The organism is Aeromonas sp. R10-2 (assembly GCF_040908445.1).
Taxonomy (GTDB): Bacteria; Pseudomonadota; Gammaproteobacteria; order Enterobacterales; family Aeromonadaceae; genus Aeromonas; species Aeromonas veronii.
Window position 1 is genome coordinate 13,630 of record NZ_JBFODS010000101.1, and the last position, 20,998, is coordinate 34,627.

The following is a 20,998-nucleotide window of genomic DNA, read 5'->3' on the forward strand; positions in this document are numbered from 1 at the left end:
GCATCCCAAATTACTTGGAGATGTGAGCGATCAGGTCCAGAACTTTGCTGGAGTAGCCCATTTCGTTGTCGTACCAGGATACAACTTTAACGAATTTGTCGTTCAGCTGGATACCAGCCTTGGCGTCGAATACGGAGGTCTGACGCTCACCCAGGAAGTCGGTAGATACAACTTCGTCTTCGGTGTAGCCCAGAACGCCTTTCATAGCGCCTTCGGAAGCAGCTTTCATCGCTTCGCAGATTTCTGCGTAGGTGGCAGCTTTCTTCAGGTTAACGGTCAGGTCAACAACAGACACGTCCGGAGTCGGAACACGGAAAGCCATACCGGTCAGCAGGCCTTTCAGTTCCGGGATAACTACGCCAACAGCTTTGGCTGCACCGGTAGAGGACGGGATGATGTTCTGAGCCGCACCGCGGCCACCGCGCCAGTCTTTGGCAGACGGACCATCAACGGTCTTCTGGGTAGCAGTGGTAGCGTGAACGGTGGTCATCAGGCCAGACTCGATACCGAAGGTATCGTTCAGAACCTTGGCGATCGGTGCCAGGCAGTTGGTGGTGCAGGAAGCGTTGGAAACGATGTCCTGGCCAGCGTAGGTAGAGTCGTTAACACCCATTACGAACATCGGGGTAGCGTCTTTGGACGGGCCAGTCAGAACAACTTTCTTGGCACCAGCAGCGATGTGCTTACGAGCAGTCTCGTCGGTCAGGAACAGACCGGTAGCTTCAGCAACAACGTCAACACCGATTTCGCCCCACTTCAGGTTGGCCGGGTCACGCTCAGCGGTAACACGTACGGTTTTGCCGTTTACAACCAGGTTGCCGTCTTTAACTTCAACGGTACCGTTGAAACGACCGTGAGTTGAATCGTACTTCAGCATGTAAGCCATGTAGTCAACATCGATCAGGTCGTTGATACCAACAACTTCGATGTCTGCACGCTCGCAAGCCAGACGGAATACGAAACGACCGATACGGCCAAAACCGTTAATACCTACTTTGATAGTCATATTTAGTTACCTAACTGTTCAGTAGTCAAAGAAAATTCCGCTTGTAAATTTACTAGAACTCTCCGGTGAGTCAACCAACATTCTGTCTGAAATTGCGCTATATCATGAAAAACTGTGAAATTAATTTTCTGTTTATGTAACTGATTACCACGTTTTGACGAAAAAAGTGCCAGATCGTGGCATCGCGCAGATATCAACAATAGTGCCTACTCGGTCACACAACCATTCACAGAGATATGTAAAAATGTGCGCGGTTTAGCATGGCCAAAGAGCCACTGTTCAAGTACCACCCCATAAAAATCAAACAAAATAGTATAGATAGAATCCACAGCGGGAATTCTCAAACTATGACCACCCTGATTGAACAGCTGGCTGCCGCAAAAGGTATCGCCAGCGAGTATGTCGATGCCTGGGGCCACCCGGCCCAGGTATCAGAAGAGAGCAAGGCCGCCATGCTGGGCGCCATGGGCTACCGCGTCGATGACGAGGCCGCACTGGTGCAGCAGCTGGAAGAGGAGCATCGCCAGCACTGGCTGCGGGCGCTGGATCCTGTGATGGTGGTTCGCACCGGCGACGCCGTTACCCTTGAGGTTCGCCTCCCCATCGAATTCGTCAACGACGCCCTCACCTGGCAGCTCCAGCAGGAGCAAGGTGCAGTGCTGTCCGGTCAATTTACCCCCATCGAGGGTGAGCTGGTCGGCGTGGCCGAATTTGAAGAGATGGAGTGCCAGGCCTATCGCGTCACTCTGGATATGGCCCCTGAGCTGGGTTATCACCAGTTGGTACTGCTGGAAGAGGGCAATGACGAGCCGCTGGCCACCATGCGCCTCATCGTTGCCCCCAAAGCCTGCTACAAGCAGGCGCCAATTGCCGATGGCCGCAAGGTATGGGGCCCGAGCGTGCAGCTCTACTGCCTGCGCAGCCGCCACAACTGGGGTATCGGTGATTTCAGCGATCTGGGCCAGCTGGTCGAGAAAGCAGCCACCTGGGGTGCCCACTTCGTCGGCCTCAACCCTATCCACGCCCTCTATCCGGCCAATCCGGAGAGCGCCAGTCCCTACAGCCCCTCTTCCCGTCGCTGGCTCAACGTGGCCTATATCAATGTGGAAGCGGTGCCCGAATTCCAGCAGAGCGATCGCCTGAAAGCGGAAGTGGCAAGTCCTGCCTTCCAGCAACATCTGGCCGATCTGCGCGCCAAAGAGAACGTCGATTACACCGGCGTGATCCAGACCAAACTCGGCATGCTGCGTCAGGTGTTCGACGAAGCCAGCCTTGGCGCCGAGCGTCAGGCCGCCTTTGATGCCTTCGTGGCCGCCGGTGGCGACAGCCTGCAACAGCAAGCAGCATTTGATGCCCTGCAGGCCCACTTCTATGCCAAAGGCGAAAATGCCTGGGGCTGGCCGGTATGGCCGCAGGAACTGCGCGATTACCACAACCCTGCCGTTGCCGCCTGGATGGCCGAGCACTCGCAAGATGTCAACTTCTACCTCTATCTGCAATTCCTGGCTGATGAGCAATTGGCGCAAGCCGATGCCCGCGCCAAGGCTGCTGGCATGGTGATGGGGATCTACCGGGATCTGGCAGTGGGCGTCTCCGAAGGATCTACAGAGATCTGGGCAAACCAGGATCTCTACTGCCCGAAAGCCTCGGTCGGTGCGCCGCCCGATATCCTCGGCCCGCTCGGTCAGAACTGGGGCCTGCCCCCGATGAACCCGAACAAGCTGTTTGAAGCGGCCTACCAGCCGATGGTGGACTTGTTCCGTGCCAACATGCGCTCCTGCGGCGCACTGCGCATCGACCACGTGATGGCACTGCTGCGCCTGTGGTGGGTACCGCCCGGAGCGTCCGCCGCCAAGGGCGCCTACATCTACTATCCGGTCAACGATCTGCTGGGCATTCTGGCCCTCGAATCCCACCGCAATCAGTGCCTGCTGATCGGCGAGGATCTGGGTACCGTGCCGGAGGGGATCGACGTGACCCTGAAAGAGAATGGCGTTCACTCCTACAAGGTGTTCTTCTTCGAGCGCTCCAAGGAAGATGGCGGCTTTATCTCCCCGGCGCACTACACCGAGCAGGCGATGTCGGCCCTGACCACTCACGACATGCCGACCCTCAAGGGCTTCTGGCATTGCGACGATTTGGCGCTCGGCCGTCAACTGGGTCTGTATCCGGATGAAGATGTATTGAAGACTCTGTATGCTGATCGTCACCAGGCCAAACAGCGGATCCTCGACAGCTTGCATGCCCACAAGGTCATCTCTGACAACATCAGTCATGACGTCAACTGGGTCGGCATGAACACCGAACTCAACCACGGTCTGCAGATCCATATGTCCCGCGGCAGCTGCGCCCTGTTCAGTACCCAGCTGGAAGACTGGCTGGAGATGGACAAGCCGGTCAACGTACCGGGCACCAGTTACGAATACCCCAACTGGCGCCGCAAGCTCTCCGCTGATCTGGAAGATATTTTTGCCAATGAGGCACTCAAGGCACTGGCTGGCAAGATGAGCCAAGCCCGTGATGAGGCCAGTCGTTGAGACGCTGTCTCCCACAGCGCTCTCACCTAAATCCACTCCGGCTTCGGCCGGAGTGGATGCTCTGTCATGAAAGGAAATCTCGATGCTCGTTGAACGTTTGGTTGCTGCCCGCTGTTCCGATCCCTTCTCTCACTTAGGCCTGCAGGCCAATCCGGATGGGCCCGGCCTCAAACTGACCGCCTGGTTGCCTGATGCCCTCGAAGTTCGCGTCAAGGATCTCAAGTCGGGCAAAGTCGTTGCCACCCTGGCGCCCACCGATGAATCGGGTCTTTTTGAAACTGTTTTCACCCGCCGCAAGAACGCCTTCCCCTATCAGCTGATCGCCAGCTACCAAGATGCCACCACCGAGGTCATCGACCCCTATCAGTTTCAGGATGCCGCCTGGGCAGGCCTGGCCGAACTGACCGCCCAGCCGGAAAACCTCTATCACACCCTTGGCGCCCAGCTGCGCACCGTGGAGCATCTTGGCCAGCAGGTGGAGGGGGTGCGTTTTGCGGTCTATGCGCCGAGCGCCACCGCCGTGAGCCTCATCGGCGATTTCAACTTCTGGGATGGCCGCCGCCACCCGATGCAGCGCAGCCTCTGCGGTCACTGGGTGCTGTTTGTGCCGGGCCTCAAGACCGGGGATCGCTACAAGTTCGAGCTCAAGGACCCCATGGGCAACCGGCTGCCCCACAAGAGCGATCCGGTCGGCTTTTACTGCGAGCAGTATCCGTCGTTCGCCTCCGTGGTCTATGACCACGCCCAGTACCAGTGGCATGATGCCGAGTGGATTGCCAGCCAGCACAACGACAAGCGCGAGCAGCCGCTCTCCATCTATGAGCTGCATGTCGGCTCCTGGAAACGCCACCCCAATGGCGACAGCCTGAGCTGGCGCGAACTGGCGGTGGAGCTGGTCGCCTACGTCAAGGAGATGGAGTACACCCACATCGAGCTGCTGCCGGTCTCCGAGCACCCCTTCAGCGGCTCCTGGGGCTACCAGCCGGTGGGCATGTTCTCCCCCACCAGCCGCTACGGCACCGCTGATGATTTCAAATACTTCGTCGACCAGTGCCACCAGGCCGGCATCGGCATCATTCTGGACTGGGTACCCGCCCACTTCCCGTCCGATGCCCACGGACTGGCCCGTTTCGACGGCACCCCGCTCTACGAATATGAAGATCCGCGCCGTGGCTGGCACCCGGACTGGAACTCCTACATCTATGACTTCGGCCGCGACACAGTGCGCCAGTTCCTGGTGGCGAGCGCGCTGTTCTGGCTCGACAAGTTCCACATCGACGGCCTGCGGGTGGATGCGGTTGCCTCCATGCTCTATCTGGATTACTCCCGCAACGCCGGTGAGTGGGTACCGAACGTCGATGGCGGCAACCACAACTACGAGGCGATTAGCCTGCTCAAGTGGACCAACGAGGAGGTCTACGGCAAGTATCCCCACGCCATGACCATAGCCGAAGAGTCCACCGCCTTTGCCGGTGTCTCCCGCCCCACCTTCCTCGGCGGCCTCGGCTTTGGCTTCAAGTGGAATATGGGCTGGATGCACGACACCCTCACCTATATGCAGAAAGAGCCGATCCACCGTCGCTACCACCACAACGACATGACCTTCTCCATGGTTTACCACTATGACGAGAACTTCATCCTGTCGCTCTCCCACGATGAGGTGGTACACGGCAAGCACTCCATGCTCTACAAGATGCCGGGCGACGAGTGGCAGCAAGCCGCCAACCTGCGGGCCTACATGGGCTTTATGTACGCCCACCCGGGCAAGAAGCTCAACTTCATGGGCACCGAAATCGCTCAGAGCAACGAGTGGAACCACGATGCCCAGCTGCCATGGCATCTGCTGCAATATCCCAAGCATGCCGGTCAGCAGCGGCTGATCCACGATCTCAACCACCTCTACCGTCATGAGCCTGCCTTGTATCAGGCCGATTATGAGCAGACCGGCTTCCGCTGGCTGGATCACAACGATGCCGACAACAGCATCTTTGCCTGGCTGCGGGCGGATAAAGAGGGCAAGCAGGCTATTGTGGTGGCTTGCAACTTCACCCCGGTACCCCGTCTCGAATATCGGCTCGGCGTCCCTGCGGCGGGCCACTATCGGGTGGTGCTCAACACCGACAGCGAGTATTACTGGGGCAGTAACTATGATGTAGGTCTGGTGTTCGCTGCCGAGCCGACCCCCTGGCAGGGGATGGCACACAGCATAGTGCTGGATCTGCCGCCGCTGGCGACCTTGTTTATCAAACAGGAGTCTTGATGCTTGTAATGGAAAAAGGGGTGGGCCACCCGCTGGGGGCCCGCCTTGACGAGAACGGTTGCCACTTCTGCGTCTGGGCCCCCCAGTCGGACAAGGTGGAGATCTGCCTGTACGACGAGCAGGAGCAGGAGCTGATGCGGCTGGAGCTGCCCGGCCGCCGTGGCCAGTATCGCTTTGGCTACGTGCGCGGCGTAAAGGCCGGTCAGCGCTACGGCTATCGGGTCTATGGCACCCCGCAGGAGGGGATGCTGTTCGATCCGCAAAAACTGCTCATCGACCCCTACGCCAAGGCGCTCAGTCGTCCCACCTACTGGGATGAAGCCCTCTATCAGGGTGACAGCGCCGGTATGATTGCCAAGTCGGTGGTAGTGGATGACAGCTTTGACTGGCAAGGGGTTGGCAAACCCGGGATCAGTCCAGCCCGCACCATTATCTACGAGACCCACGTCAAGGGCTTTACCAAGCAGCATCCAGGGATCCCCAAAGCGCTGCAGGGCACCTACCTTGGCATCTGTCACCCGCTGGTCATCGAGCACATGAAGAGTCTCGGCATCACCTCGGTGCAGCTGATGCCGGTGGCCGCCTTCATGTCGGAACCGCGACTGGAACAGCTGGGACTGACCAACTACTGGGGCTACAACCCCATCGCCTTCTTCGCCCCGGAGCCGCGCTACAGCACCAGGGCCGACGAGGCGGTGACCGAGTTCAAGACCATGGTGCGCGAGCTGCACCGGGCCGGGCTCGAGGTGATTCTGGATGTGGTCTACAACCACACTGCCGCCTCGGGCTTCGACGGCCCCACCCTCTCGTTCAAGGGCTTTGACAACGCCGGTTACTACGCCTTCGAAGCGGGCCCCCACGGCCCGGACTACACCCGTCATGCCAACGTGACCGGCTGCGGCAACAGCGTCAATCTGGATCACCCAAACACCCTGCGACTGGTGCTCGATGCCCTGCGCTACTGGGTCACCGAGATGCAGGTGGATGGCTTCCGTTTCGATCTGGCGGTGACGCTGGCGCGGGAAGCAGGGGAGTTCGAGCCCATGGGCGCCTTCTTCAAGGCCGTGATGGCCGACCCAGTGCTGTCACAGGTCAAGCTCATCGCAGAACCCTGGGACATCGGTCCCTTCGGCTACCGGCTGGGTCAATTCCCGAGCCAGTGGCAGGAGATCAATGACCGCTACCGCGATACTGTGCGCGCCTTCTGGCGCGGTGATGCGGGCAAGATGGGGGACTTTGCCACCCGCTTGGTAGGCTCGCGGGATATCTTCCCGAAGAACTGGCGCTCGCCTCACAGCAGCGTCAACTACCTCTGCTATCACGACGGTTTCACCCTGGAGGATCTGGTCTCCTACAACCAGCGCCACAATCAGGCCAACGGTGAAGACAATCGGGATGGTCACGGCAACAACCTCTCCTATAACCACGGGGTAGAGGGGCCGACCCTGGATCCGCGGGTCAACAGCCTGCGCCAGCAGCAGAAGCGCAATCTGATTGCCACTCTGCTGCTCTCCCAAGGCACTCCCCACTTCCTCGCCGGCGACGAGATGGGCCGCAGCCAGCTTGGCAACAACAACGCCTACTGTCAGGACAACCAGATCAGCTGGGTCAACTGGCAGTGGCGGCCGGAGGATGAGCGGCTGTTCGCCTTCACCCAGCAGATGATGGCGCTGCGGGCAGAGTCCAGCGTATTCTCCAACCTGCAACTGAGCGACGACAGTTGGAATGGCACCCCGTCCAGCTGCCATCAGGTCAACTGGTATCACCCGGACGGCCACCAGCTCACCGATCAGGATTGGCACGCCCCCATGGGGCAGGCGTTCGCCATGGATATCGGCATGATCAACTGCGTTGGCGAGCGCTGGTACGTGCTGTTCAACGCCAGCGATTACGATATCCAGTTCCGCCTGCCGCCGCCGGGGGAAGGGCTGGAGTGGATCCAGACCATCGACACTGCCACCAACGATGGGCTGCCCTTTCTGCCCGATGACATCAAACGGCAGGTGGCGGTCGGCCGGGCCCACTCCCTCAAACTGCTGGAGCGGGTGGCGCTGGCCAGCACGGCGGAGGATGCCCAGCCACCGCAGCAGGAAATTCTCCCTGCATCCGGTGAGGAGATGGTTGCCACCTCGATCACAGATACAGGTAAAGCATAAGAGGCATGCTGGAGTCAGCTTTACGGAGCCGCTATGCTGGGCTCCGGTATGGATGGCAAGGAGTCGGTATGAGCAGTAACAATCCGGAACAGTGGCGCAGCAAACTGACCCCCGAGCAGTTTCACGTCTGCTGGGAGAAGGGCACCGAGCGCCCCTACAGCGGCGCCCTGCTCCACAATCGCAAGAGCGGCGACTACCTCTGTGTCTGCTGCAAGAGCGTGCTGTTTCACTCAGGAGCCAAGTTTGATTCCGGCTGCGGCTGGCCCTCGTTCGACAAGGCCATCGAGGGGACGGTGGAGTACACCGAGGACAACAGCCACGGCATGAAGCGAGTGGAGATCACCTGCCGCCAGTGCGGCTCTCACCTCGGTCACGTCTTCCCCGACGGACCGACCGAGACAGGTCAGCGCTACTGCGTCAACAGCCTGAGTCTGGATTTCGATCCCGACGCTTAAGCGGCTGACCCATTGCAATAAAAACGGCGCCTCCGATCACGGAGGCGCCGTTTTTTATCGGGATTTCACCGGCTTCACGCCAGCAGGATAGCAGCCATCACCAACAGGGCCGCGATGGCCGGCACCGGCAACTTCAACACCCGCAGCAGATAAAAGCCGATGGCCGCCAGCGCCAGATCGCTCGGAACCAGCACCGCACTCTGCCACACCGGCTGATAGAGGGCCGCCAGCAACAAGCCCACTACGGCAGCATTGATGCCGGTGACAGCCCCCACCAGACGGGGCCGGGCCAACCACTGTTGCCAGCAGGGGCCTACCGCCCAGAGCAGCAGAAAGCCGGGCACAAACAGCGCCAGGGTCGCCGACACTGCACCGAGCAGTGGCGTCCCTGGCAACAACTGGGCACCAAGATAGGTGGCAAGGGTAAACATGGGGCCCGGCACCAACTGGGCCAGGCTGTAACCGGTCAGAAACTGCTGCTCGTTGAGAGTGTATCCCACGCTCTCTTGCAGCAGCGGCAACACCACATGGCCACCGCCAAACACCAGACTACCGGCGCGATAGAAGTCGGCAACCAGCTGGCCAATCGGGCTAGCGAGCAGCGGCAGACCGATAAAAAGGATGCCAAACAGCAGCAGGGTCGGCCAATGAGGCTGACTGCTGGCGGCAGAAGGCAGCTCGGCGGTGGCAGGGCGACTGCCCGCCCCGCGCTGGCTGCGGGCGCAGATCAGCGCCGCTCCAGCCAGCATCAACAGTTGAGTCATCAGACCGGGCTGCCACCAGAGTGCAGCAGCGGTCACCACCATGATCCCTTGGGTCATTCCCGTGGCACAGAACTGACGACTCATGGTGAGCACCGCATCGGCCACCACGATGAGCGCCAGCAGCTTGAGGCCGTGCAGCGCCGCATCAAGCCACAGATTGCTGCCCAGCTGGCCGATACCGATCGCAGCCGCCAGTAGCAGAAGAAATGAGGGAAGCGTGAAGCCAAGAAAAGCTGAGAGCGCCCCGCCCAGACCGGCGCGATGACGACCGATGGCGAAACCCAGCTGGCTGGAGGCGGGCCCCGGCAGCAGCTGGCACAGCGCCAGCAAGCGGGCAAACTCGGCCTGTGTCAGCCAGCCGAGCCGCTGGACGAAGGTACGCTGGAAATAGCCGATATGAGCGGCCGGGCCGCCAAAACTGATGCATCCCAGCCATAAAAACTGAATAAATACCTGTCCCACGCTCTTCTCCCTCATCCCTCTTCTCCCGATGGAGAGGGGATATTATGACAGCGCGATGATCGTTTTATGACAATCAGGCTGATTCGGCCGACACCATGGGCATATCACCCGGCAGATAGCAGCGTCCCGCCAGCCAGCAGGCGATGGACTGACGGCTGGCGTCGAAATGGGGCTCGGGCAACGCGCGCGGATCGCACCAGACCCAACCTTCGCACTTCTCCGGCTCCAGCAGCTTCGGCTCGCCATCGGCCTTGGCATGCAGCGTCACCGAGATATAGTGCAGCCCGCTCTCGCGCCAGGTCTCCAGATTGTTGGTCACCGCCACCACCTCGGGCCCGTGGATCTCAAGTCCGGTCTCCTCGGCCACCTCGCGGATCGCCGCCGACTCGAAGCTCTCCCCCAACTCCAGATGACCACCCGGGATCGACCAGTAGGGGGCATGGCTTCCTTTGCGTTTGCCAAGCAGCACCTAGCCTTGGGCGTTGGTCAGGATGACGCCGACCCCGACGCGGGGATAGAGAGTGGACATGAAAACGCTCCTTCAATCAGGCAATAAAACGGCCCCACCATAGGCCCAAGGAGGGCACAGGGCAAGCCTCGGCTGCACGGCACCTGCGCCTGTCTGTGGCCCCTCCCCTTGCCCCTTAACCGGTTATCACTGATGCTGGGGAGTGAAGCCCGGATGGAGAGGTCATCCCCATCCTCTCAGTCCCCCATCACCCCGAGGAGTCCGCCATGAAAAAATTGCTCCCCCTGTGCGCCCTGCTGCTCACGGCTTGCCAAACCACGCCGCCCCCCAACTCGCTCGCCATCGATGATGCCGACGCCTGGCAGGCCATTTGCAAAGATGGCACCCGGGTTCGCGCCGTGGTGGCAGAGGGGATCTGTGGGGATCATCGCGGGGTAGCCATGTGGACGAATAAGCCAAGAGCTGAACGGATGGCAGAAGAAGCCGCCAAATAGTGTGATCCAAGCACCATAAAATGACACTGCTGGCCAATTGGCCGGATTTTTTCGCGATCTCGCCAGCACTTTGCCACCTTGTTCATGGTGCGCTCAGTTTTCTGTTCCCATACTGGCCCTACAGTTCCAAAAGAGGAGAGACAAGATGCAAACATCCATCGTCGGGCTCTCCATTCTGTGGGGGCTAGCCAGTTTTGGTGTTCAGGGGGATTTCATCGAGAGCCGTGATTCCGTTGCGCCATCCTGGCAAGCCGAGTCCAGAGTGGAGATGGAAGGTTATCTGATTGAATCGCTTGGCGAAGATCGCTGGCTGTTCGACAACGGCAGCGAGAGCCTGCTGGTCTCCCTGCCCGAGGGGCAGTGGGTGCCAACCGGCGAGCGGCTGCGGGTCAGCGGCGAACCGCAGCAGGAGCAGAGCGGCTGGCTGCTGCAGGTGGAAGACATCAGCCAGGTCAGCGTCTGACCACGGCAGTAGTCCCGTCACCGCGACAGCTAATCCAGACCCGATAACCACTACCGAATAACCAAGAGCGAATAGCAAAAGAGGAGGCCACTGGCCTCCTCTTTCTGTTTCTATAAGCGGTTTGCGCGGGCTCAACCCAGATGGTTGAGCGGCAGCGCCGTCTTGTGCTTGATGCGGCGCAGCACGAAGCTGGAGCGCACTCCGGTCACCCCCGGAATATGGGTCAGCTTGTCCAGCAGGAAGTGCTGATAGTGCTCCATGTCGCGCACCACCACCTTGAGCTGGTAGTCGGCATCATTGCCGGTGATGAGGTCACACTCCAGCACTTCGGGCAGTTCGCTGATGGCGCGATCGAAGTTTTCGAACCGCTCGGGCGTGTGTCTGTCCATGGAAATGTGAATGTAGGCGGTGAGGGTGAGGCCAAGCTGGCGGGCGTTGAGCAGAGTAACGTGGGTGTCGATGAGGCCGGCATCCTCCAGCGCCTTGACCCGGCGGGAGCAGGGGGACGGGGAGAGCCCGACCAGCTCGGCCAGTTCCAGATTGCTGATGCGGCCATTCTCCTGCATCAACTCGAGAATATGTCTGTCTATGCGATCAAGTTTCAGCATTTACCCTTCCTCGTTGCAATGACTAATCCACTTTTCCTAGATTAAGGGTGAACTATTGCAAAAACAACCGAAATAAGTGGTTACTTTGCAACCACTCACCGGCACGGGAGGGATACTATGGTTACATCTTCCGGTGGCAAAGCAGATACCTGACCGGGTCTCTGCGGTGAAGGACCTTACCGGGTCAAGAGCCCCATCAGCCGTCTTACCTTATCGGGAAACGACGGGCTGGAACGAGAGAACCCCCTCCCCGAAGGCAACAAAGCAGGCATCCCGGCGCCTGCTTTGTTGTTTTTGGGCGTTTGACGAAATCAGAGCGCGGGCGGCGTGATGCGATAGAGGCAGCGATGCGCCCCCTCCAGCAGATATTGCTCCCGCTCCACCCTCGCCGGCGCCAGCAGCTGGCGAAACAGCGCCAGTTCGCTGCGACAGAAACCGCGGCAGGTACGCGCCGCCGCACAGATGGGACAGTGGCTCTCCCACAGCAGCCAGCTGCCATCCTCTTCGCGGCGGATCTCCGCCATGTAGCCCTCGCGAGTACGCAGCTCCTTGAGCGCCGCCAGCCGGCCAGAGAGACCATGGGACCCCAGCGCCTCCTGATAGCGAGCAAGCATCTGCTGCTCCCGCTGCTGAATCAGCCGCTCCATCCCCTCCTCGCCAAACAGCTCGCGCACGTTGTCGATCAGTTGCACGGTCAGGTCGCTATGGCTATCGGGGAAGCGCTGCCAGGCCTGCTCGGTGAGCTGCCACAGCCGCACGGGACGACCGCGCCCGCGCGCCTCGTCGCTGAATGTGACCCACCCCTCCTGCTCCAGCGTGAGCAGGTGCTGGCGGGCGCCCATGGAGGTCATCTGCAACTGCTCCCCCAGCGCGGCGGCGCTCTGCGGGCCATGGCTCTTGAGCAGAAACAGGATCTTGTCGGTGCTTGCGTTCATGACCCCATTATGGGGAGCCCCCTTTATTAAATCAACAATTCACTTTACTTAATCCCGTCTATGAACCAGCATAAATAAACCAATAACTTTACTTAATGGATGCAACATGGAGAAACACGGGCACAAAAATCCCCTCTGGGTGCTGGTCATGACGGTCACGCTGGCAGTTGCAGGCTTCAGTCTCCCCTCCCCGGTGTTGGCACCTTTGCTGCTGGATCCGGTCCACGGCATGCTGACGCCGGAAGCTTCCGACTGGAGCCGCAAGGTGTGGCTTGGAGTCATCATGGGGCTCTACCCCCTGTTCCAACTGGTGGGCAGTCCCTGGCTCGGTCGCCTCTCCGACCGCTATGGCCGCAAGCCACTGCTGTTGCTCTCGCTGGCGGGGGTACTGGCAGGCTATGCCCTGATGGCACTCGGTATCGCCTGGCGCTCCCTCCCCCTACTGCTGCTCAGCCGGGTGGTGGAGGGGCTGTGCAACGGCAACATCGCCATCGTGCAGGCGATGGCGGCGGATCTCGCCGGCAAGGAGCACAAGGCCCGCAGCTTCGCCTGGATCAACATCGGCATGAATCTGGGCTGGGTCGTGGGGCCGATGATCGGGGGCTACGCCGCGGTGATCTCGGGGGATTACAGTCTGGCCGCCTGGCTGGCGGTAGGAATGACCCTGCTCAACCTGCTGCTGGTCTACTGGCTGATCCCCTATCGTCCGCCGGTGGCGGCCACCCGTCAGACAGCGACCCTCTCCAGCCGCCAGCTGTTGTTGCAACCGGCCCTGCTGCCCTACTTCGCGCTCACCCTGATCAGCTATGGCGCCGTGCAGCTCTATTTCACCTACTTCAATATCTGGCTGGTGGAGAGGCTGGCCTGGGATCCGGCCCAGCTGGCGCAGGCAGCGGTGCTGGTGAGCCTGCCCATGATGGCGGGCTCCTGGCTCGGCACCCGCATCGCCCGTCACTGGCGCGGCAGCTCCCTCGGCATTGTCGGCCATCTGGTGATGGCGAGCGGCATGCTGCTCTTTATCCTGCCCGTGCACTGGTGGGGACTGGCGCTTACCTTCGTTCCCGCTGGCATCGGCATGAGTCTGGGGGAGCTGGCCACCTCGGTGGCGATCTCCAACCGCAGTCACCCGGAGCAGCAGGGGCAGGCGATGGGGCTCTACCGCGCCCTCGCCGTGGGCAGCGAGATCCTGGCGGTGCTGCTGGCCGGTACCGAGTGGCCCTTCTATCTCGCCACCCTCTGCTCCCTTGCCAGTGCCGCCGGTTTCTATCTGCTGCGCCGCCGTGCCGACCGTCGTCAACAGCTGGCCAGCTGCACCTGAGCCACGAAGGGATCACAGTTCGGCGCTTCGGCTGCGGGCAAGACTTGCATCGAAGCGCCGGGTCTGGGACGGTAAAGCTCTTTGCGGATTTGTTCGATGCTGGAGGAGCTATGAGTGAATACAAGGCCATCGCGCTCGATATGGATGGCACCCTGCTGACCCGGGATCACAAGATCTCGTCGGCCACCCGGGCAGCCCTGGCGCAGGCCCGCGCCCACGGCATCAAGGTGCTGCTGGTCACGGGGCGCCACTACATGACGGCACGCCCCTTCCATCACGAGCTGGCCCTCGATACCCCCCTCATCTGCAGCAATGGCGCCTATCTCTATGATCTGGTGCAGAATCGGATCCTCAGCGGCGACCCGCTGGCGACCGCCCCGCTTACCGAGCTGCTGGCCGCGGTCGAGGCACAACAGATGGGCGCCCTGTTCCACCTGAGCGAAGGGATCGGCTACATCGGCTGCGAAGAGCATGTCACCCGCATCCGCCACTGGTCGGCCAATCAGCCGGACCACCTCAAGATCGCTCTCCACCCGGTCGAGGAGCTGGCAGGCTGGCTCGACAACCCGGTCTGGAAGCTGGAGCTGTTCAATGAGGATCCGGCGCGCCTGCACACCTTTATGGGCGAGGTGGTCGAGCAGATGCCCTTTACCCGCGACTGGGCGGCCCCCTATGCGGTGGAGCTGGTACAGCCAGGTTGCAGCAAGGGCAACCGGCTTGCCCAGTGGGCGGCCAGCGAAGGAATTGCGATGGAGCAGGTGGTGGCGTTTGGGGATAACAACAACGACATCAGCATGTTCGAGCAAGTTGGGCTGGCGGTGGCCATGGGCAATGCGGCCCCGCAGATCCAGAGCCATGCCCATCGGGTCACGGCCGACCACAACGAAGATGGTATCGCACTGGCACTGCAGCGTTGGGTACTGCCCTGATCTGACAAGATGCAACATGGCCAGCACGCGGGCTGGCCATGAAGAGAGGGATTAACCGCCGAAGGAGAACTGGATCACCCGATCCGGATAACGCAGACGGTTGTACTCCCGGCGCAGGGATTCGTAGTGGCGAATGGCCCGATCGCGCTTGGCGCGGTAGTAGTCGCGCTGTTCCGTGTTGGTTTCGTTGCGGATGCTGCGCTCCAGCGTATCGATATCCCGCTCGGTACGCTCCAGCTCGTCGCTGATCTCCCGCATGCGGGCGGCCAGTTTGTACTCTTCGTAGCCACGCTGATACTGCTTGAGGAAGCTGGCGTCATTGGGGCATACCCCCAGATAGGCCTGCCCCTCCTTGCCCTTGCTGTAAGCCAGCTCGGGAATGCAGTAGAGCTCCAGCCCCTTGTCGTAGCCCCGTTTCCACTCGGCTTCATCCACTTTGAGGCCATATTCGCTGCAAGACGAAACGTAGCCGCGGGTCGCCTGACGGGTTTTACCCTCCGATCCATCCTGATAACCCAGGTTGTACCAACTCATGGTGCGGCACTCATCTTCTGACAGGGCACTGCATCCCGCCAGCAATACCGGCAGGGTCAGCAACAGGATTTTGGGGGACATGAACAGACTCCGGAAAAGATAGTGACCGGCATTCTAGAGAGGATAAAAGGCCATAACAAGGGATGCGCCCCCGCGTGATCTGGCGCGGTTTATTTGATGTTTTTGTCACTATTCAACGCCGTGCCAGACGGGCGGCCAACCCGCTTTCCTTGTTATCAGGCGCAAGGTAAACTGCGCCATCTTTTAACTGTTGCGCAACAAAAGCAATGAAAGTCCTGACCGTCGATTACCGCTCACCCGATGCGGCCCAACGCTTCACCGAATCCCTGCGAACCACCGGCTTTGGCGTGCTGACCAACCACCCCATCCCGAAAGAGCTGGTGCAGTCCATCTACGACAACTGGTATCGCTTCTTCATGAGCGAGCAGAAGCAGGATTTCCTGTTCAACCGCGAAACACAGGATGGCTACTTCCCGCCCTCGGTCTCCGAGGTGGCCAAGGGCCATAGCCAGAAAGATATCAAGGAGTACTTCCACATCTACCCCTGGGGCCAGATACCGGAAGAACTGAAGGAGCAGGCGATGGAGTACTATCGTCTGGCCAACGGTCTGGCCGCCGAGCTGCTGGGCTGGGTCGAGCAGTACACCCCGGCCGATATCGCCGCTCACTACAGCTGCCCCCTCTCCTCGATGATCGAAGAGAGCCAAAAGACCCTGCTGCGGGTGCTGCACTACCCGCCGTTCGATGGCACCGAGGAGCCGGGCGCCATCCGCGCCGCCGCCCACGAGGATATCAACCTGCTCACCATTCTGCCCGCCGCCAACGAGCCGGGGCTGCAGGTGAAGGGCTCCGATGGCGAATGGATGGACGTGCCGTGCGACTTTGGCACCCTCATCATCAACATCGGCGACATGCTGCAGGAAGCCTCTCGCGGCTACTACCCCTCCACCACTCACCGCGTCATCAACCCGACCGGTGGCAGTGCCAGCAAGTCACGCATCTCCCTGCCGCTGTTCCTCCACCCGCGCCCGGATGTGGTGCTCTCCGAGCGCCATACTGCCCACAGCTACCTGATGGAGCGGCTGCGGGAGCTGGGGGTGATCTAGTCCGCAGACGAGCTGTTGTCAGAGACCAAACCGGAGCAATCTCGCTCCGGTTTTTATTTGGTGGCAGGATTGGGCAAAAAACAGAATTAAATTAGCCAATTATGCCAATAAATCGCATTTACACCTGATAACCGTCGTAGTGATTGCGCCGTGACCTCCGTAACATGAGCGCCATTCTGCCCCTGCCAAGGGGCGCTCGATTGGAGTTCTTATGAAGCAGTCCCAATGGTCATCCCGACTCGGCTACATCCTCGCCGCAGCGGGTTCCGCGGTCGGTATCGGCGCAATCTGGAAATTTCCTTATGTCACCGCCGTCAACGGCGGCGGCGCCTTCCTGCTGGTCTTTCTGCTGTTCAGCTTCACCCTGGGGGTTGCGGTACTGATGGGGGAAACCCTGCTCGGCAGCATGAGTCGCCGCGGGGTAGTCGGTGCCTTCTCTGATCTGCTCGGCAAACAGTGGCGCTGGGTTGGGGTAATGGGGGTGATCTCTACCCTGCTCATCTACTGCTTCTACAGCGTGGTGGGCGGTTGGACCTTGGGTTATACCGGCATGGCCATCTCAGGCCAGCTCAACCATGGCGATGCGGCGGCCCTCACCGCCCGCTTCAATGACTATGTCAGCGGCGACGTCTGGCCCATTCTCACCCATCTGCTGTTTGCCGCCCTCACCTGGATGGTGGTGCAAGGCGGCATTCAGAAAGGGGTGGAGCGCACCCTGCGCTGGATGATGCCGGCCCTGTTCCTGATGATCCTGATGCTGGTCGCCTTTGGCCTCACCCTGCCCAATGCGATGGCGGGAGTACGTCACTTCCTGATGCCCGACTTCAGCAAGCTGGGGATGTCCGGCGTGCTTGATGCCATGGGGCTGGCCTTCTTCTCCCTCTCCATCGGTCTGGGCATTCACACCACCTACGGCGCCTATCTGCCGACCAGCGAAGGGGTTGGTCGCTCCAGCCTCTGGGTGGTGCTGCTGGCCAGCATGGTGGCGGTACTGGCGGGGCTGATGATTTTCCCGGTGCTGGCCTCGACCGGTATCGACCCGGCCTCCGGCCCCGGTCTCACCTTTATGACCATGCCGGCGGTATTTCAGCTGCTGCCCTTCGGTCAGGTGCTTGAGGTGATCTTCTTCGCCCTGCTGGTTTTTGCGGCGCTCTCCTCGGCCATCTCCCTGCTGGAGCATTTGCAGTGCTTCCTGTGCGAGACCTGGGGCTGGTCACGCCGCACGGCCTGCAGCGCCATCACTGGATTCGTCATGGTTAGCGGTGTTCCGGTCAGCCTGTCGTTTGGTTCGCTGCAACACGCCACCCTGTTTGGCAAAACCATCTTCGAGTTGCTGGACTTTGTTACCTCCAACCTGATGATGCCGCTGTTCGGCCTGATGCTGACGCTGCTGCTGGGTTGGAAGCTGGGACGCAAGGCGCTGCCGCAGGGGATTGCCAGCCACTGGCATCACTTGCTGATGAACTGCTGGCGCTGGATTGCCCCCTTGCTGATCGGCGGGATCTTGATTCGCGGTCTGGTGTGACGGTTACTCTTCGCGGGTGGGCTCATCGGCCCGCCCCTGTGCGGCTCTGACGGCCTCCAGGGCATGCTGCCAGCGGGTGATCTCGGCATCATCCGTTCCCTTGGAGAAGACGATATAAAGACCGGCCTGATGGAGCAGTACACCACTGCTGACAATGCTGCGCCGGGATAACCCCATCTTGTCGAGGGTGGCCTCCATCACCAGCTCCGCCATCGGCAAGGCATCGATCTTGCCCAGCATCAGCCGCTCTATCGCCTCCCCGACTGTCTTGTAGCGCACCAGATTGGTGTAGCCCTCATGGGTCAACCGCACATCATCGGCATTGCCCAGCACAACCCCCACTCTGGGCAGATCTCGCAGCTGTGCCAGCGAGGTCAGCGGGTGGCGACTATCCGGCGCCTGATAGATAAAGACCCTATTGATAAAAAGCGGGCCAACCCATTTGAAATGGGACTCCCGCTCCGGGAGCCGCTGTACCACGAACAGTCCATAGCCGGGCTCGACCCGTGCCAGCGCCAGCGCCCGCTTGAGCGGGTAAATCCGCACCGGATAACGGGTGCCAAGCTCCTCCTGCACCTCATCGATCAGGCGAATGGCAAATCCGTCGAGCTTGCCGTCGCGGTATTCGGTAAAGGGGGGTAAGTCGTGACTCAGCAGGGTTAATCCGGGCTGCGCCGACACACTCAGGCTGATCAGTAACCAGGGCAGCACCATCCATCTCATACGACATCCTGTCTCATCGTTGTTCCCGTCAGCGCCATGTAGCGGTCACTAGTTCCAGAAGAAGCTACGTCGATTATCGCCCAGTAAATAGCCACAAGGTAGAAAAGATACGGCCCGGCGAGGTTTTCCCCCCACTGAGTTGTACGTATAGCCAGAGTGGTGACAGCGGCACACATAAAAAATTTTTGATTTTATGTGTCAATTATTCTTTCCATGGTTTAGGCTGTTCCCTCATTCATTAGTCAGGTTGCCACCTCATGTCTGCCATTCTCGTGCTGTTTGGTCGATTTTTTAGCTCGCAAGAGAGGTGACCTTGCACGCACAGTTTTTCTGAATGTTCATTGCAAAGGTCGCCTCAGGCGGCCTTTTTTATGGTCTGTCGTTTATTGCTACAGAGGAGTATTGCTTCGATGTCGTGTTACCCGGAGGTTGTATGAGCCAGGTTCAGTGGTCTTCCCGTCTCGGTCATGTGCTGGCCGCAGCAGGCACAGCGATTGGCCTTGGTGCCATCTGGAAGTTTCCCTATGTGACCGCCACCAATGGCGGTGGCGCCTTCCTGCTGGTTTTTCTGCTGTTCAGCTTCACCCTGGGGGTAGCGGTACAGGTCGGCGAAACTCTGCTCGGCAGCCATAGTCAGCGCGGGGTGCTCGGCGCTTTTCGCAAACTGGTGGGGCCGAACTGGCGCTGGATGGGGTATATGGGGATCGCCTGCGGCTTCTTTATCTACAGCTTCTACAGCGTGGTCGGTGGCTGGACCGTGGGTTACGCCGCGCTGGCGATGGCTGGCAAACTCAACCTGAACGAAGGAAGCGCCCTCACCGCCCTGTTCAACGGCTATGTCAGCAACCCCTGGTGGCCGGTGCTGACCCATCTGATCTTCGCGGGCCTGACCTGGTGGTTCGTGCTGGGGGGTATTCAGAAAGGGGTGGAGCGGGCGCTGCGCTGGATGATGCCCGCGCTCTTCATCATGATGCTGCTGCTGGTGGGGGTTGGCCTCTCCATGCCCGGCTCCATGGCGGGTGTGCGCCAGCTGCTGCTGCCGGACTTCTCCATGCTGACCGGCCAAAGCGTGCTGGACGCGCTGGGGCTGGCCTTCTTCTCCCTCTCCATCGGGCTCGGGGTACACACGACCTATGGCGCCTACCTGCCCAATAGCGAAGGGGTGCTGCGCTCCGGAGTCTGGGTGGTCACTCTGGCAAGCCTTATTTCGGTGCTGGCGGGCTTGATGATCTTCCCGGCGCTGGCCTCCACCGGCATCGATCCCACCGCGGGCCCAGGGCTCACCTTTATGACCATGCCAGCCGTGTTCAGTCATCTGCCGTTCGGTCAGGGATTAGGTGTGGTCTTCTTCCTGTTGCTGCTGGTCGCCGCCCTCTCCTCCTCTATCTCCATGCTTGAGCATCTGGTGCGCTTCACTACCGAGGAGTGGGGTTGGTCGCGTCGTGGCGCCTGCAGGGTACTGACTCTGCTCATCATGGCCTCCGGCATTCCGGTGAGCCTGTCGTTCGGCCCATGGAGCGATCTGACCCTGTTTGGCAAGACCATCTTCGAGCTGCTCGACTATCTGACCTCCAACCTGATGATGCCGCTGTTTGGTCTGGTACTGACCCTGCTGCTGGGCTGGCGCCTGGGTGATGCCATTCTCCCTGTAGGCCTGTCACCCGCCCTGCGTCTGGCGCTGCTCTGGTGCTGGCGCGTGGTGGCGCCGCTGCTGATCAGCGGGATCCTGATCCGCGGGATCATGTAGCACCTTGCGCATCTTTGTGGGCAGGCCTTGGCCTGCCCTTTTTATTGCTGGCATTTACTTTATTACAGGCGTTCATATGAACAGCATCACGATGGACAGGAGTGAAGTCAGTGGCCGTCGAACAATCTCGGAAGAGCGGGATGAAGAAGGATCGGAGTGACAGAGTGGCACATTAAGAGGTGGCGTTCGGCTCGCCACAACGGCAACAGAAGAAGCTGGAGTACTGAATTGCGGGCAAAAAAAATCCCCATCTGAATGGGGACTTTCTCTGCAATCGCGGCTGATATCTCAGCCTCGCTTGCGAATATGGTGGTCGTTACTGGGATCGAACCAGTGACCCCCTCCTTGTAAGGGAGGTGCTCTCCCAGCTGAGCTAAACGACCTGGGATTCTGAAATGATGGTGGGTCGTGCTGGATTCGAACCAGCGACCAATTGATTAAAAGTCAACTGCTCTACCGACTGAGCTAACGACCCATCTAAATCAT

At 60.2% G+C, this 20,998-nt stretch carries 18 protein-coding genes and 2 tRNA genes; 11 read left to right on the top strand and 9 right to left on the bottom strand.

The features are described 5' to 3' along the window. Positions 1–10: 10 nt before the first annotated feature. Positions 11–1,006, bottom strand: a complete 996-nt coding sequence (gene gap, locus AB5Y97_RS19790; protein ID WP_005335708.1) for a type I glyceraldehyde-3-phosphate dehydrogenase — start codon at positions 1,004–1,006, stop codon at positions 11–13. 347 nt (positions 1,007–1,353) lie between these two features. On the opposite strand from gap, the gene malQ reads away from it, so the two are divergent. From malQ to msrB, 4 genes are all read left to right on the top strand, one after another. After that, on the top strand, positions 1,354–3,543 hold the full coding sequence (gene malQ, locus AB5Y97_RS19795) for a 4-alpha-glucanotransferase (RefSeq protein WP_201946686.1): 2,190 nt from the start codon (positions 1,354–1,356) through the stop codon (positions 3,541–3,543). Positions 3,544–3,625: 82 nt separating this feature from the next. Beyond that, the gene (gene glgB, locus AB5Y97_RS19800) at positions 3,626–5,803 is read left to right on the top strand and encodes a 1,4-alpha-glucan branching protein GlgB (RefSeq protein ID WP_368158833.1); all 2,178 of its coding nucleotides are present in this window, start codon (positions 3,626–3,628) and stop codon (positions 5,801–5,803) included. After that, positions 5,803–7,959, top strand: a complete 2,157-nt coding sequence (gene glgX / locus AB5Y97_RS19805; RefSeq protein ID WP_201946690.1) for a glycogen debranching protein GlgX — start codon at positions 5,803–5,805, stop codon at positions 7,957–7,959. The genes glgB and glgX overlap by 1 nt, the downstream gene beginning before the upstream one ends. Before the next feature lie 68 nt (positions 7,960–8,027). Then, entirely contained in the window at positions 8,028–8,414 is a 387-nt protein-coding gene (msrB, locus tag AB5Y97_RS19810) for a peptide-methionine (R)-S-oxide reductase MsrB (RefSeq protein WP_005354730.1), read from the top strand. Between the two features lie 74 nt (positions 8,415–8,488). Here msrB and chrA read toward each other — a convergent pair whose 3' ends face one another. After that, a complete protein-coding gene (gene chrA, locus AB5Y97_RS19815) occupies positions 8,489–9,655 on the bottom strand; it encodes a chromate efflux transporter (protein WP_201946692.1) in 1,167 nt (388 codons plus the stop codon). A 58-nt stretch (positions 9,656–9,713) separates the two neighbouring features. After that, positions 9,714–10,109: an NUDIX hydrolase gene (locus AB5Y97_RS19820; RefSeq protein WP_368158836.1), complete on the bottom strand. Its 396-nt coding sequence runs from the start codon at positions 10,107–10,109 to the stop codon at positions 9,714–9,716. A gap of 266 nt (positions 10,110–10,375) precedes the next feature. On the opposite strand from AB5Y97_RS19820, the gene AB5Y97_RS19825 reads away from it, so the two are divergent. After that, on the top strand, positions 10,376–10,603 hold the full coding sequence (locus tag AB5Y97_RS19825; protein ID WP_005335715.1) for a hypothetical protein: 228 nt from the start codon (positions 10,376–10,378) through the stop codon (positions 10,601–10,603). A 145-nt stretch (positions 10,604–10,748) separates the two neighbouring features. Next, positions 10,749–11,066, top strand: coding sequence for a hypothetical protein (locus AB5Y97_RS19830; protein ID WP_005343224.1), 318 nt, complete (start codon positions 10,749–10,751; stop codon positions 11,064–11,066). 131 nt (positions 11,067–11,197) lie between these two features. Here the strand turns inward: AB5Y97_RS19830 and AB5Y97_RS19835 are convergent, their stop codons facing one another. Together AB5Y97_RS19835 and AB5Y97_RS19840 are read right to left on the bottom strand one after the other, a co-directional pair. Further along, a complete protein-coding gene (locus tag AB5Y97_RS19835; protein ID WP_005304871.1) occupies positions 11,198–11,674 on the bottom strand; it encodes an Lrp/AsnC family transcriptional regulator in 477 nt (158 codons plus the stop codon). Positions 11,675–11,985: 311 nt separating this feature from the next. Next, positions 11,986–12,609: a metalloregulator ArsR/SmtB family transcription factor gene (locus AB5Y97_RS19840; protein WP_201946694.1), complete on the bottom strand. Its 624-nt coding sequence runs from the start codon at positions 12,607–12,609 to the stop codon at positions 11,986–11,988. A 106-nt stretch (positions 12,610–12,715) separates the two neighbouring features. Between AB5Y97_RS19840 and AB5Y97_RS19845 the strand changes: the two genes are divergently transcribed. Next, complete coding sequence (locus AB5Y97_RS19845) at positions 12,716–13,927, top strand: MFS transporter (protein ID WP_368158838.1); 1,212 nt, start codon at positions 12,716–12,718, stop codon at positions 13,925–13,927. A gap of 110 nt (positions 13,928–14,037) precedes the next feature. Next, positions 14,038–14,856 carry a Cof-type HAD-IIB family hydrolase gene (locus AB5Y97_RS19850; protein ID WP_201946697.1) on the top strand — a complete coding sequence of 273 codons (819 nt, stop codon included), beginning with the start codon at positions 14,038–14,040 and terminating at the stop codon, positions 14,854–14,856. 51 nt (positions 14,857–14,907) lie between these two features. Here the strand turns inward: AB5Y97_RS19850 and AB5Y97_RS19855 are convergent, their stop codons facing one another. Beyond that, on the bottom strand, positions 14,908–15,471 hold the full coding sequence (locus AB5Y97_RS19855) for a DUF2799 domain-containing protein (protein WP_201946699.1): 564 nt from the start codon (positions 15,469–15,471) through the stop codon (positions 14,908–14,910). A 206-nt stretch (positions 15,472–15,677) separates the two neighbouring features. Here AB5Y97_RS19855 and AB5Y97_RS19860 point away from each other — a divergent pair, with 206 nt between their 5' ends. Continuing rightward, positions 15,678–16,517: an isopenicillin N synthase family oxygenase gene (locus tag AB5Y97_RS19860; RefSeq protein WP_201946701.1), complete on the top strand. Its 840-nt coding sequence runs from the start codon at positions 15,678–15,680 to the stop codon at positions 16,515–16,517. Positions 16,518–16,728: 211 nt separating this feature from the next. Next, positions 16,729–18,042, top strand: a complete 1,314-nt coding sequence (locus AB5Y97_RS19865) for a sodium-dependent transporter (RefSeq protein WP_064341676.1) — start codon at positions 16,729–16,731, stop codon at positions 18,040–18,042. 3 nt (positions 18,043–18,045) lie between these two features. Here the strand turns inward: AB5Y97_RS19865 and AB5Y97_RS19870 are convergent, their stop codons facing one another. Continuing rightward, positions 18,046–18,765, bottom strand: a complete 720-nt coding sequence (locus AB5Y97_RS19870) for an ABC transporter substrate-binding protein (RefSeq protein ID WP_058059681.1) — start codon at positions 18,763–18,765, stop codon at positions 18,046–18,048. Between the two features lie 433 nt (positions 18,766–19,198). On the opposite strand from AB5Y97_RS19870, the gene AB5Y97_RS19875 reads away from it, so the two are divergent. Continuing rightward, complete coding sequence (locus tag AB5Y97_RS19875; protein ID WP_368158842.1) at positions 19,199–20,512, top strand: sodium-dependent transporter; 1,314 nt, start codon at positions 19,199–19,201, stop codon at positions 20,510–20,512. A gap of 307 nt (positions 20,513–20,819) precedes the next feature. Here AB5Y97_RS19875 and AB5Y97_RS19880 read toward each other — a convergent pair. Both AB5Y97_RS19880 and AB5Y97_RS19885 read right to left on the bottom strand, forming a co-directional pair. After that, a tRNA-Val gene (locus AB5Y97_RS19880) sits at positions 20,820–20,895 on the bottom strand. Positions 20,896–20,911: 16 nt separating this feature from the next. Next, positions 20,912–20,987: transfer RNA gene (locus tag AB5Y97_RS19885), tRNA-Lys, on the bottom strand. Between the last annotated feature and the right edge of the window lie 11 nt (positions 20,988–20,998).

What these genes read in the sequence shown, in the direction of transcription:
- gap (WP_005335708.1), bottom strand. Translation starts at nt 1,006, where the DNA reads ATGACTATCAAAGTAGGTATTAACGGTTTTGGCCGTATCGGTCGTTTC.
- malQ (WP_201946686.1), top strand. Translation starts at nt 1,354, where the DNA reads ATGACCACCCTGATTGAACAGCTGGCTGCCGCAAAAGGTATCGCCAGC.
- glgB (WP_368158833.1), top strand. Translation starts at nt 3,626, where the DNA reads ATGCTCGTTGAACGTTTGGTTGCTGCCCGCTGTTCCGATCCCTTCTCT.
- glgX (WP_201946690.1), top strand. Translation starts at nt 5,803, where the DNA reads ATGCTTGTAATGGAAAAAGGGGTGGGCCACCCGCTGGGGGCCCGCCTT.
- msrB (WP_005354730.1), top strand. Translation starts at nt 8,028, where the DNA reads ATGAGCAGTAACAATCCGGAACAGTGGCGCAGCAAACTGACCCCCGAG.
- chrA (WP_201946692.1), bottom strand. Translation starts at nt 9,655, where the DNA reads ATGAGGGAGAAGAGCGTGGGACAGGTATTTATTCAGTTTTTATGGCTG.
- AB5Y97_RS19825 (WP_005335715.1), top strand. Translation starts at nt 10,376, where the DNA reads ATGAAAAAATTGCTCCCCCTGTGCGCCCTGCTGCTCACGGCTTGCCAA.
- AB5Y97_RS19830 (WP_005343224.1), top strand. Translation starts at nt 10,749, where the DNA reads ATGCAAACATCCATCGTCGGGCTCTCCATTCTGTGGGGGCTAGCCAGT.
- AB5Y97_RS19835 (WP_005304871.1), bottom strand. Translation starts at nt 11,674, where the DNA reads ATGCTGAAACTTGATCGCATAGACAGACATATTCTCGAGTTGATGCAG.
- AB5Y97_RS19840 (WP_201946694.1), bottom strand. Translation starts at nt 12,609, where the DNA reads ATGAACGCAAGCACCGACAAGATCCTGTTTCTGCTCAAGAGCCATGGC.
- AB5Y97_RS19845 (WP_368158838.1), top strand. Translation starts at nt 12,716, where the DNA reads ATGGAGAAACACGGGCACAAAAATCCCCTCTGGGTGCTGGTCATGACG.
- AB5Y97_RS19850 (WP_201946697.1), top strand. Translation starts at nt 14,038, where the DNA reads ATGAGTGAATACAAGGCCATCGCGCTCGATATGGATGGCACCCTGCTG.
- AB5Y97_RS19855 (WP_201946699.1), bottom strand. Translation starts at nt 15,471, where the DNA reads ATGTCCCCCAAAATCCTGTTGCTGACCCTGCCGGTATTGCTGGCGGGA.
- AB5Y97_RS19860 (WP_201946701.1), top strand. Translation starts at nt 15,678, where the DNA reads ATGAAAGTCCTGACCGTCGATTACCGCTCACCCGATGCGGCCCAACGC.
- AB5Y97_RS19865 (WP_064341676.1), top strand. Translation starts at nt 16,729, where the DNA reads ATGAAGCAGTCCCAATGGTCATCCCGACTCGGCTACATCCTCGCCGCA.
- AB5Y97_RS19870 (WP_058059681.1), bottom strand. Translation starts at nt 18,765, where the DNA reads ATGAGATGGATGGTGCTGCCCTGGTTACTGATCAGCCTGAGTGTGTCG.
- AB5Y97_RS19875 (WP_368158842.1), top strand. Translation starts at nt 19,199, where the DNA reads ATGAGCCAGGTTCAGTGGTCTTCCCGTCTCGGTCATGTGCTGGCCGCA.